Here is a 12,212-nt window from a genome sequence, read left to right on the forward strand (position 1 = left end):
GCCCTGCGCTCATACCTGGGGAAAACCCCTGCCGTTCTGGGGAAAAGCCTGGGGAAAAGCTCTGGGAAATGAGAAGAAAATATAAAATCTAGTAGGGTTTCAAACTTTTAAGGCACTGGCTAATTTCACAGGGCCGAAGACAGCCACCGATGCGGATGACGGCGGCTCCGTTGACGATGCCGCGCAATTCTCGGGGCCGACAGGGCGTATAGCCATCGTCAGAACGGTTAGGACATGATCCATATCCTTGACGTGATGGCTATACGCCGTTGCGCTGCCTCAGTCTTCGGCTATGACCAGAGCTGGTGTTCCAAGGGCAATGGCCACCGCTATATTTACGCCAAACTATCTTCCCCGGATAGCGGCTCAAGCCTGTCAGTTGACCCGTCGCCGTCGTAGGACAAATCATTGAGAGCTTGCTTCTGACGGCGGCGCGATGGCCGGCGATATTTTTTAGCCTGAAGCCGGGGTTCCTGATACTGCTGCCCCCGCTCTCCCACTCTGACCTTGAGAGCGGCATCCGGGTCCTGCTGCTGCCGGAGGGTGTCATCGTAGACAAGCGCTTCCTCCAGCAAAGTCAGATAAAAGTCGTAGCGCGGCCAATCAGAGCCCACGGCACAGCCCGGATCTCCCCGGTGCAAGCAATCTGTAAACTGACATTGGCCTGCGGCCAGACGCTGGCGAAGTTCTGGAAAACACTGGGCTAAATCGGCTGGAGTCAGGAGCAAGTCAGGTTGGTTGAAGCCGGGAGTATCGGCTAAGAGACCGCCGCCAGGCAGATCGAACAGCTCCACATGGCGAGTCGTGTGCCGCCCTCGGCCCAGTTTGCCCGACACCGCTCCAGTCCTCAGGCAGGCCTGGGGAATGAGCCGATTGATCAGGCTAGATTTGCCCACCCCCGATGGTCCAGCAACTACGGTCGTACGCCCTTTTAGCAGGGGAGACAGCAGACTCAGGGGATCCTCTGCCTCCTGAACACTCATGACTGTAGCTGAGTAGCCCCATTGGTCAAGCTGCGCTTGCCAGTAGCGCCGGGTGTCGGCACTGACCAGGTCTTGCTTATTCAGCAAAATTCTAACAGGGATCCCAGTTGACTCAGCCTTGACTAAAAAACGGCCTAGCTGCTGTGGATCAAGGGCCGGTTCAGCCAGCGCAAACACCAGCAGAATCTGATCGGCATTGGCGATGGGCGGACGGTCTAATACGGTTTGGCGAGGGCCTACTGCGGCGATCGCGCCTCGGTCTCCAGCCCAATCTACACCCTCTAGCCGCACCCGGTCTCCTACCATCACCTGTTGGCCAGTCTTTTTGAGCCGGGCCCGTCGGGTACACAGCACCGTTGTGTCGGCTGTTCCTGCATCTGCTATCCCAAGGGCAGCAGGAGCGCTTAACTGAACCCGATAGTAATTGGCTTGGGTGGCTACTACTCGCCCCCAAAGACCGTCATCGCCGCCGGCAGTACCAGTATTTTCGAGATTGCGAGGTGCCATCACCTAGGCGGGCCGACGCACGTGAAGAACAAAATAGTCGGTGCAGTCCTCCAAATGCTCGATCGCGTAGCCCTCCATAGTCAAACTGTCAGGCACTTGCTCCACCGGCTCACCGGCGTCAATCCAGACCTCTAGCAGCGCTCCGGGGGCCATTTTCTCAAGCTGAAGCTTAGTGCGAACAAAATTGATCGGGCATGGAGTGCCCCGTAGATCTAGCTGGGTATCAACCGGGGTTGAAGCAGAATAGTTCATCCGCGAAATAGCCCTCCAAGAAAACCCTCAATACCGCCCCGGTTGACCCTTTCGCCGCGAATTTCGGCCAGTTTCTCCACCAGCTCCCGCTCTTCGGGCTTCAGCCGGGTTGGAATATCAACCTGCACTGTAATAAGGTGATCGCCTCGGCTGACTGGATTGCCCAACTTGGGCACACCGCGATTGTCGAGGGTGAGCACCGTACCGGGTTGGGTACCCGCTGGCACATCGAGCTCCTCAGGACCGTCCACCGTGTCGATGGCCAGCTTACAGCCCAAAATGGCCTGCAAATAGCTGATCTTCAACTCGGAAAGTATGTTGATGCCGTCGCGCTTAAAGGCAGCATCCTCGGCCACAAAGAGGTAGACGTATAGATCTCCGGCGGGACCGCCCCGCAGGCCCGCGTCGCCTTCCCCCGATACCCGTAAGCGGGTACCGTTATCAACCCCTGCGGGTACCGTAATCTTGAGCTTCTTGGCTTCCTGAGTTTGGCCGCTGCCACCGCAAACCTCACAGCGGTCTTCAATGACCTCGCCAGTGCCACTACAGGTAGGACAAGCAGATACCTGGGTAAAACTGCCGAAGGGGGTACGGGTCGCTCGCCGTACCTGGCCCGAACCGCCGCAGGTGCCACAGGTGGTTGGGCGAGTCCCTGGCTTTGCCCCGCTCCCTGTACAGGTGCTACAGGTTTCCAAGTGGCTAATCTTAATTTCTTTCTCGCCACCGAACACGGCTTCCTTAAAGTCCAGGCGCAGATCTAAGCGCAGATCGTCACCGCGAGTGGGACCCCGTCGCCGAGTCCCCTGGCCCACGCCACCCGAAAACCCGCTGAAGAAACTCTCAAAGATATCGGCAAAACCGCCCATGTCGCCAAAATCTTGGTAGCCCCCTGCCCCAGCTCCCAGCCCCGCCTCGCCGAAGCGATCGTAGCGAGCCCTGGTTTCAGGTTCTGAGAGCACCTCATAGGCGCGGTTAATTTCCTTGAACGTTTCTTCAGCCCCAGGATCTTTGTTGACATCCGGGTGGTATTTTCGGGCTAAGCGACGGTAAGCTCGCTTGATCTCATCTTGGTCGGCGTTGCGCGAAATACTCAGAATGTCATAGAAATCACGGGCCATAGGGGGCTACCTAGACAACTCCAGCAACAATCAAACATTAAACCATTTTAAAAGGAGTGCCCACCTTGAACAGGGGTGATACCCGCCCATGGCAAAAACTTAGTCAATTGCTTCGTAGTCAGCGGTAACCGTAGCATCCAAGTCTGGATCACTATCGTAGGTTTCCTCATCGTAGTCATCATCTCCAGCATCAGCACTGGCATAGGCTGAGGCCGGAACCCCCATATCGACGTCACCACTTCCTTCAGCGTCACGGTAGACGTTGGTGCCAATGGCGAAGATAGCGGATTGCAGGGCGTCGATACAGCTCTGGAAAGTGATGACATCAATGCTCGGGGAGTGGGTGGCTGCCCGCAGTTCGTTGGCCTTTTCTTCCAAGTCGGCCCGAGCCGCGTCGTCAAGCAAACTGCCATGGTCGCGCAGCGTGGCTTCGTAGCTGTAGAACAGATTGTCGGCCCGGTTCGTGAGTTCTGCAATTTGCCGTCTGCGCTCGTCTTCATCGGCGTAGGCCTCGGCCTCTAGGCGCATGCGGTCGACTTCACTATCGCTAAGCCCGCCGGTATTGGTAATGCAGATGCTTTGGGCGCGGCCGGTCCCCTTGTCAAGAGCTGCCACCTTGAGAATACCGTCAGCGTCAATTTCAAAAGACACCTCAATTTGAGGCACCCCGCGGGGGGCGGGGGGAATACCAGTCAGCTCAAACTTGCCCAGGCTCTTGTTGTCTTTGGCCATGGCCCGCTCGCCCTGAAGCACGTGAATTTCGACCGAGGTTTGGCCGTCGGTAGCGGTAGAAAATACCTGGGACTTACTGGTGGGGATAGTTGTATTGCGCTCGATGACTTTGGTAAAGACCTCCCCCAGGGTTTCAATTCCCAGAGACAGAGGGGTGACATCCAGCAGCAGCAGGTCTTTGACTTCGCCCCCTAAAACCCCGGCCTGAATTGATGCCCCTAAGGCCACGGCCTCATCCGGATTGACCGAGCGATCGGGCGCTTTGCCGTTGAAGTAGGTGCTGATGGCCTGTTGCACCGCTGGAATACGCGTAGATCCGCCCACCAGAAGAATGCGATCGATGGCCTCAGGACTGAGGTCGGCATCTTTGAGGGCCTGTTTTACAGGCTCTAGGGTAGCCTGCACAAGTTCCGAAGCAAATTGCTCAAATTGAGCTCGGGTGAGGGCCATTTCCAGATGCTTGGGGCCAGACTCATCTGCGGTGATAAAAGGCAGATTGATGGAGGTTGAAGGCATGCTTGACAGCTCAATCTTAGCCTTTTCAGCGGCTTCGCGAATGCGCTGAAGTGCCATGCGATCGGCGGATAAATCAATGCCTTCGGCCTCACGAAAGGCGGCGGTCATCCACTCGACAATGCAGTTGTCAAAGTCGTCGCCCCCAAGATGGTTGTTGCCAGCGGTGGCTTTGACCTCAAAAACACCATCGCCCAGCTGCAAAATCGAGACATCGAAGGTGCCACCGCCCAGGTCAAATACCAGCACGATCTGGTCCTGGTCCTGCTTATCTAGGCCGTAGGAAAGAGCCGCTGCCGTCGGTTCGTTGATGATGCGCAACACTTCTAAGCCCGCAATGGTGCCAGCATCCTTTGTGGCCTGGCGCTGGGCATCGGTAAAGTAAGCGGGTACAGTAATGACGGCCTGAGTTACCTCTGCACCCAGGTAAGTCTCAGCATCCTGCTTGAGCTTCTGCAAAATCATGGCAGAAATTTCCTGGGGCGTAAACGCCTTACCACGGATCTGTACATCTACCGTGTTGTCGCGCCCGCTGACGCAGACGTAGGGTACCCTACTGCGTTCAGCCTCAGTATCTTCCCAACGGCGACCAATAAACCGCTTGATACTGTAGACCGTATTTTCTGCATTGGTAACGGCCTGACGTTTGGCCAACTGTCCAACTAGGCGCTCACCATTTTTACCAAAACCAACGATGCTGGGTACCGTGCGGCCCCCCTCAGTGCTGGAGATCACTGCTGGCTTGCCGCCTTCGAGCACAGCAACACAACTGTTGGTTGTTCCTAGGTCAATTCCGATTACTTTACCCATAGCCCACGGTGCTCAACTCAATCGTTCGCTGTAACCTTCGAAGTCGGCCCAGACTCTATAGGGTCTGCGCTAACTGTGACTAGGTTGCCCGCTTGTGCCAAGGAAGTTATCGCCTGATGGAGCAATTTATAGGCTATTGGGTTTAAGGCAGGCAACCTAAGGGCAAAAATGCTCTTTTTCCGGGTTGCCAAACCAGCTTGTCTTAGCCTTTGCCCTATTCAGCGGCCTCAGAACCCTCTACGCCTTCTGCTTCATGGGAAGCATCCTCCGGTGGTGCGGCCACCTTAACCATAGCGTGGCGCAGCACTCTGTCACCAAGCTGATAGCCCCGCACAAATTCTTCAATCACTACCCCTTCGGGATAGTCAGCGGTTGGCTCGCGCATCACAGCCTCATGTAATAGAGGGTCAAACTCTTGGCCCTCAGCACGCATAGCCGATACTCCGAGGCGCTTAAGGGTCTCAACCAGCTGCTTGTAGACGCTTTGATAACTTTTGTGAATAGTCATCTCCGCTTCGGTCTGCGGCTTAATTTGCGATCGCGCCCGTTCAAAATTATCGACTACTGGCAACAGCTCAATGATAGTGTCGCCTTTGATCTGAGTGGCCAGGTCGTCTTTCTCTTTGCTAGTCCGCTTGCGGTAGTTCTCAAAGTCGGCGGCAATCCGCATGGACTGATTGGCGCGGTCCTCAAGCTGAGCCTTTAGTCCAGCCACCTGGCGCTCCAGATCGGCCACGGCTGCACTCTCGACCCTGGCTCCCTCCGCTGTGGGGGCCTCGGCGGGATCAACAGTGGCCGCAGCTGCCTCAACAACGTCGTCAAAGTCAATATCAATGGCGTCTTCTTCGAGAATCTCTTCAATCGCTTCCGGCTCAGAAGCGGGATCGTGTTCGGTTTGGCGAATGTCATCAACCATGCTGATACGTAACTCGACGGGTGAATGCAACAATTTTCCCTAGGCCAAAGCCTGCCTTGACAGCAGCAAGCCGCAGCTTGGCAGCCTGCCTTTGGCACTGTCTCTAATTCTATCGCGGATTGTGGGTTTAACCGCTGCTAAATACATCACAGACGTCTAAGGACCCACTCGGCACCCAGCGGCCATGGTGCAGATAAATTGGATGGGGGTATTATCGAGACTACGGGGTCAATGCGAACAGGGCTTGCGATCGCGCTAAACGGTGGCCGTAGCTTTCGCTTGGGGCACAATGCCTGCCTAGAATTGAGTTTAGGCCTTCTTTACTACACCAGTCTTTTGGCATCAGCGCTATGACTAATTCCTCCTCTTCCCGGCGAGCTCTGGTACTTCAACGGAGCTTTTCGCCCTTCGGCAACAAGCTCATCCAATCGGGCTACGTCGACTCTGAGCAGATGCAGAAGGCCCTGGCAGAAAGTCGGAAAACCGGGCAGTCGCTGACCGATGTACTCGAGTCTCTCACCGGGCAACAGCTTTCCCCCGAACTGCTGCGCCAGTATAAAAAACAGCAGCTTTTCGAGCTTAAGATTCTCTACGGAGTCGAGTCTCTCGATCCGGAACTTGACAACATTTCTCCAGCCCAAATCGGTCAGCTAATCGACACCCTGGTGCCCGTAGATATCTGCCGCCGCCATCGCCTGGTACCCCTATCTAAGGCCCATGATGAGGTGCCCTCGGTGCTAGTGGCTATGGTGGATCCTGAGAACTTAGAAGCTCAGGACGATCTCAACCGCATTTTGCGGCCCCAAAACCTTGCCCTTAAGCGCATGGTAATCACCGTTGAAGATTACCAACGGTTGATGTCGACCTACTTAGACGATGCAGTCGCTAAACAGAAAAAAGAAGAGCTAGATGCTGCCGTAGACGTCAATACGAGCCTGGAAGAGCTTGACTTTGGCGATGGCAGCCTAGAAGACGTTATCGATGAAGAGGCTGACCTAGGGGCCGCATTAAAAGACGCTGGCGCAGCTCCAGTGATTGCTCTGGTCAACAAAATCCTGGCTAAGGCCCTACAGGAAGGTGTTTCTGACATTCACATTGAGCCGCAGGAAGAGTTTCTGCGGGTGCGCTTTCGCAAGGACGGCGTGCTCAAAGAGGCTCTGCCCAAAATGCCTAAAAAGATCATTCCGGCCGTCACCGCTCGCTTTAAGATTATTGCCGAACTCGACATCGCTGAGCGTCGGGCGCCCCAAGATGGCCGGATTCGGCGGGTATTTCAGGGTCGTAAGGTTGACTTTCGGGTCAATACCCTGCCCAGCCGCTGTGGCGAAAAGGTTGTGCTACGGATTCTCGACAACTCCGCCACTCAGCTTGGCCTTGACAAGCTCATCACCGACCCTGACTCCCTGAGAATTGTTCAGGACATGGCTTCGCGGCCCTTTGGCCTCCTGCTGGTAACGGGGCCTACCGGATCGGGTAAAACCACCACCCTATACTCAGTTTTGTCCGAGCGTAACGATCCGGGCATTAACATCAGCACCGCAGAAGACCCGATTGAATATACGCTGCCGGGTCTGACCCAGGTACAGGTAATCCGCGAAAAGGGCATGGACTTTGCGTCAATCTTACGCGCTTTCTTGCGTCAAGATCCTGACGTCATTCTGGTGGGTGAAACCCGTGACCGCGAAACCGCGAAAACTGCGATCGAAGCAGCACTGACAGGGCACTTGGTACTGACTACCCTGCACACCAACGATGCCGCTGGCGCGATCGCCCGTCTCGACGAAATGGGCGTTGAATCCTTCATGGTCTCCAGCGCCCTGATTGGGGTTCTGGCTCAGCGCCTAGTGCGAAAAGTCTGCTCCGACTGCCGCGTGGCCTATCACCCCAGCCACGAGGAGCTGGCTCACTTTGGTCTTGCTGCCGCCTCTGAAGCTGATATTACCTTCTACAAAGCCAACGTGCTTAGTGTTGACGAGCTTGCCGTAGCCAAAGATAACAGCACTCTCTGCCCTACCTGCCAGGGGGGTGGCTACAAGGGCCGGGTTGGCGTGTATGAAGTGCTGCGCGTTACCGAGCGACTGCAAAAGCTAATTTCCGAAGGGGCTCCCACCGAGTTAATTAAAGAGGCTGCCGTAGAAGAGGGCATGCAAACCCTGCTCTCCTACAGCCTCAACTTAGTGCGCCAGGGCTACACCACTTTAGACGAAGTAGAACGGGTAACCTTTACCGATACCGGACTGGAGGCTGAATTAAAGTCTAAGCGTAAGGCCTCATTGACCTGTGCCTGCTGTGCCGCCGAACTTCAGCAAGACTGGCTCGATTGCCCCTATTGCCTAACCCCGCGCTTCCAAGATTAGGGTTGTCCGCCCTTGCTCTGACAGCATTGTGCTCCAAAGTGGGCATCTTGTTACCAGCAATGGGCTCTAGGGTACCAACCGTTTCCTTGGTTTGATCTAAGCTTCTCTAACGCCACCATCTCCCTACGTTTCTCAACCCCCATGAGGTAGTTCTATGGAATTGATGATTGAAGACTTGATGGAAGAAGTCATTGAGCGAGGCGGCTCTGACCTACACCTCTCAGCAGGTCTGCCCCCCTACATCCGCATTAGCGGCAAGCTTACCCCCACCGAGCACGAGCCAATGACCCCTGAGTCATGTCAGCGGCTGATTTTTAGCATGCTCAACAATACCCAGCGTAAACAGCTGGAGCAAACCTGGGAACTCGACTGTTCCTACGGCGTTAAAGGTTTGGCCAGATTTAGGGTCAATGTCTATAAAGACCGGGGTACCTACGCCGCTTGCCTACGAGCCCTTAGCTCCAAAATTCCCAGCATGGAAACACTGGGGCTGCCCAACATTGTGCGAGAGCTGTCGGAGAAGCCGCGTGGTCTTATTCTTGTGACTGGGCCAACTGGGTCTGGTAAGTCAACTACTCTGGCCTCCATGATTAATAACATCAACATGACTCGGCCAGAGCATATTCTCACTGTTGAAGACCCCATCGAGTTTGTCTATGAACCGATTAAGAGCCTGATCCACCAGCGCCAGATTGGGGAAGATACAAAAAGCTTTGCCAACGCCCTGCGTGCCGCTCTGCGAGAAGATCCCGATGTCATTCTGGTGGGTGAAATGCGAGATTTAGAAACTATTTCGCTAGCTATCTCAGCGGCAGAAACCGGCCACCTTGTATTTGGAACCCTACACACCAGCTCTGCGGCCCAAACCGTTGACCGGATGATCGACGTGTTCCCCCCTGAACAGCAGCAGCAAATTAGAGTACAGCTCTCCGGTTCTCTAGTGGCGGTGCTGAGCCAGACCCTAGTGCCAAAGGCCAATGTCAAACCTGGTGAGTATGGCCGCATTATGGCTCAGGAAATCATGGTGATTACCCCAGCCATTGCCAACATGATTCGGGAGGGCAAAACCCCGCAAATTTACGGTGCTATCCAGACCGGGGGTAAGCTGGCTATGCAAACCCTAGAGAAAGTGCTGGCTGATCTGTATAAATCAGGCACAATCTCCTTTGAAGCCGCCATGTCTAAGACGTCTCGCCCAGACGAACTACAGCGGTTGATTGGGGGAGCCCCAACGCCCAACGCCGCTGCTCGCCAAGGGGCCGCAGCGGGTCGTCACTAGCCCTCAAATTTCTGCTTTATACAGAGGGAGCAGAGCACAGAGGGATTATGGGAATCTATCAGGCAGCTTTAATCTTTCAAGGGGTTGCCTGGAAGAAAATCTTGAGGGTAGAGATTGCAGGACTGCTTGCTCCATCTCTACCCTAGAGCAGATGGCAGGACCTTCAGAACCTGCAAAAGAGCACCAGCATGCGAGTTCGGGTAAATCTAACGGGTTCGGTAAACCGAACCAATCGCTATAATTGCAGTACCTTTATGCCACTGAGCCATTGAGCTATGCCTACTTACGTTGCTATTGGTCGTGATACTAGCGGAGCCCAGCGCAAGGAGCGCGTCTCTGCTGAGAATCCTAACGAGGCTCGCAATCTCCTGAAAGATCAGGGCCTTTATGTGCTCAACCTCAAGGAGGAGGCGGGTTTCAACATTGACCTGGAGAGCATTAAAACCTCCATGACCAAAGTGACGGTAAAGGATAAGGCGATCTTTTCCCGTCAGTTCGCTGCTTTAGTTAATGCTGGGGTGGCCCTGGTACGAGGGCTAGGGGTATTGGCCGACGACTGCGCCAACCCAAAACTCAAAAAAGCGCTGATGGCAATCAATGCCGACGTGCAGCAGGGGACTAACCTTTCCGATGCCATGCGTAAGCATCCGGCCTGCTTTGACAACCTCTATGTAGCGCTGATTCAGGCGGGGGAAGTGGGCGGGGTGCTCGATGAAGTGCTCAACCGTTTAGCCAAGCTGCTAGAGGATTTAGCCCGGTTGCAGAACCAGATTAAGTCGGCCATGGCCTACCCGGTGACGGTTGGATTTTTGGCGGTAATTATTTTCGTCGGTATGACAGTGTTTTTGCTGCCAATTTTTGCCGATATGTTTGATGATCTGGGGGCTGAACTGCCAATCTTTACCCAAGTCATGATGATGATCAGCCGATTTTTGCGCCAGCCCCTAAATTGGGTATTTATGGTTGCAGCCATCTCAGCGTTGTCCTTTGCGTACCGACGGTACTATTCCACTCTGAACGGGCGGCGCGTTATTGACCGTTTGTCCCTCAAGATGCCTCTGTTTGGTGATTTGATTCAAAAAACGGCTACCGCTCGTTTCTGCCGTACCTTTGGTTCACTGTCGAAGTCAGGGGTGCCAATTCTGACGGCTTTAGAGATTGTCAGAGACACCGCAGGTAATCAGGTGATTGCTGAGGCTGTAGATGACGCCCGCAAAGATGTGCAGGGAGGCGGCATGATTAGCCTAGCGCTCCAAAAGCACGCCGTTTTTCCAGGAATGGCAATTCAAATGATCAGCATTGGGGAAGAAACTGGAGAGCTGGACTCAATGTTGATGAAGGTAGCTGACTTTTATGAGGATGAAGTAGAGCAGGCCGTGAAAGCCCTCACTAGCGTGATGGAGCCGATTATGATTGTGGTGCTAGGGGGTATGGTGGGTTCGATTCTGGTGTCGATGTACCTGCCCATGTTCAAGATTATGGATGCGATCGGCTAGGCTACTTGAACCCCTGGAACTGAAGTTTTGCTCATCTCGGGCATAGAGGTATGGCCAAGGCGTATGTGCCTTGGCCATTGTTTTGTCTAGACAGGGCTGGTTTAGGACAGTAGGCCCGCGCTTAGCCGATGGATTGCCCGGTGGGCAACGTCTCCATAGCTGACTTCGCCACAAAACACCTGAGCCATGGTTAGAGTGCTAGACGGACGTTTAATACCCACGCGGTAGGCTATGGCTGGGGCCTGGTAAACGAGGCGAGCAAGACGTCTGGCCCAGCGCATTTCTTCACCCCATTCTTTGTTCATTATGTGGGTATAGGCTTCGAGAGCAGTGTCATTGCCTGCAATGGACTGGGCGATCGCCTCAGCAGCTTTTAGGCCGCTAAACATTGAGGGTCGAATACCTTCTGCTGTAAAAGGATCTACTACGCAGGCTGCTTCGCCCGCTAGGACGGCTCTGTGGGTGTGCAGCGCCTGGGGGCCATCCCAGATGAAAATGGGGTGGCCGAAGTGTTGTACGGTGCTGGCATCGACATCAAAGGCGGCGGCGTAATCGGCGACTGGTGTGCGTAGGTCTTGCTTCCGCTGTGCCCCAGACCGGAATACCCCGCCACCAATGGAGTACCCATCGGCCTTCGGAAAGTTCCACAGATAGCCCTGCTGAAGCAACCCGAGATCAAAATGGATCAGGGGCTCATCGGGCACCCCAAGGCGTGGTTCAGCCTCTAGTGCGGCAGCCAGCCTGTATTTTCGCTGCGTAAATCCTAGCCATTTGGCCATGGTCCCCCTGGCGCCGTCGGCTGCAATTAGAAAACGTCCCTGCACTGGGCCACGGCTCGTGTTGATTTGCCAGTGGTCGGCCTGGGCTTCAATCCCCTGAGCCTTGGTGCCGTCCCAGAGGGTGGCTCCCTGCCTTTGAGCCTGCTGTACGATGAAGTGATCAAACTTGTCGCGCCGCACCATCCACAGAGCTTTTTCGGCGGGTAGTTCGGCCTCAATGGGGTCGGCTAGATTAAAGGTGTAGCGAACCTTACGTACTTTGACGGAGATGGCTGGGGAAAAGTCAAAGTCAAACCACTGGGCTATCTGGGGCGATACACCGCCGCCGCAGGGCTTGTAGCGGGGCAGTTTGGCGGCCTCAAGCAGCAGCACTTGGTGACCTGCTTTGCTCAAGTGGTAGGCGGCAGTGGCTCCGGCAGGTCCGGAGCCGACGATAACGCAGTCGTACATGGCGCTAGGCTCCTTTAGGC

Annotated in this window: 9 protein-coding genes; 3 read left to right on the forward strand and 6 right to left on the reverse strand. The window is 55.0% G+C overall.

Going from position 1 to position 12,212, the window contains the following annotated elements; translation table 11 throughout:
- Positions 1-335 precede the first annotated feature (335 nt).
- From rsgA to grpE, 5 genes are all read right to left on the reverse strand, one after another.
- Complete coding sequence (rsgA, locus tag LEPTO7104_RS33325) at positions 336-1,490, reverse strand: small ribosomal subunit biogenesis GTPase RsgA (protein ID WP_051158487.1); 1,155 nt, start codon at positions 1,488-1,490, stop codon at positions 336-338.
- Between the two features lie 3 nt (positions 1,491-1,493).
- On the reverse strand, positions 1,494-1,742 hold the full coding sequence (locus tag LEPTO7104_RS0109430) for a sulfurtransferase TusA family protein (protein WP_017298324.1): 249 nt from the start codon (positions 1,740-1,742) through the stop codon (positions 1,494-1,496).
- Positions 1,739-2,860: a molecular chaperone DnaJ gene (gene dnaJ / locus LEPTO7104_RS0109435; RefSeq protein WP_017298325.1), complete on the reverse strand. Its 1,122-nt coding sequence runs from the start codon at positions 2,858-2,860 to the stop codon at positions 1,739-1,741. Before dnaJ ends, LEPTO7104_RS0109430 begins: the two co-directional genes overlap by 4 nt.
- A 99-nt stretch (positions 2,861-2,959) precedes the next feature.
- On the reverse strand, positions 2,960-4,915 hold the full coding sequence (dnaK, locus tag LEPTO7104_RS0109440) for a molecular chaperone DnaK (protein ID WP_026072526.1): 1,956 nt from the start codon (positions 4,913-4,915) through the stop codon (positions 2,960-2,962).
- A gap of 214 nt (positions 4,916-5,129) precedes the next feature.
- On the reverse strand, positions 5,130-5,831 hold the full coding sequence (gene grpE / locus LEPTO7104_RS0109445; RefSeq protein ID WP_017298327.1) for a nucleotide exchange factor GrpE: 702 nt from the start codon (positions 5,829-5,831) through the stop codon (positions 5,130-5,132).
- Between the two features lie 350 nt (positions 5,832-6,181).
- Here grpE and LEPTO7104_RS0109450 point away from each other — a divergent pair, with 350 nt between their 5' ends.
- The 3 genes from LEPTO7104_RS0109450 to LEPTO7104_RS0109460 all read left to right on the forward strand — a co-directional run bounded on the left by LEPTO7104_RS0109450 (position 6,182) and on the right by LEPTO7104_RS0109460 (position 10,963).
- A complete protein-coding gene (locus LEPTO7104_RS0109450) occupies positions 6,182-8,188 on the forward strand; it encodes a GspE/PulE family protein (RefSeq protein WP_026072527.1) in 2,007 nt (668 codons plus the stop codon).
- A gap of 154 nt (positions 8,189-8,342) precedes the next feature.
- Positions 8,343-9,467: a type IV pilus twitching motility protein PilT gene (locus LEPTO7104_RS0109455; RefSeq protein WP_017298329.1), complete on the forward strand. Its 1,125-nt coding sequence runs from the start codon at positions 8,343-8,345 to the stop codon at positions 9,465-9,467.
- A 275-nt stretch (positions 9,468-9,742) separates the two neighbouring features.
- Entirely contained in the window at positions 9,743-10,963 is a 1,221-nt protein-coding gene (locus tag LEPTO7104_RS0109460) for a type II secretion system F family protein (RefSeq protein WP_017298330.1), read from the forward strand.
- Between the two features lie 101 nt (positions 10,964-11,064).
- Here the strand turns inward: LEPTO7104_RS0109460 and LEPTO7104_RS0109465 are convergent, their stop codons facing one another.
- Positions 11,065-12,192: a geranylgeranyl reductase family protein gene (locus LEPTO7104_RS0109465; protein WP_017298331.1), complete on the reverse strand. Its 1,128-nt coding sequence runs from the start codon at positions 12,190-12,192 to the stop codon at positions 11,065-11,067.
- Positions 12,193-12,212: the final 20 nt, after the last annotated feature.

Origin of the sequence: Nodosilinea nodulosa PCC 7104, from assembly GCF_000309385.1 — a bacterium.
GTDB lineage: Bacteria > Cyanobacteriota > Cyanobacteriia > Phormidesmidales > Phormidesmidaceae > Nodosilinea > Nodosilinea nodulosa.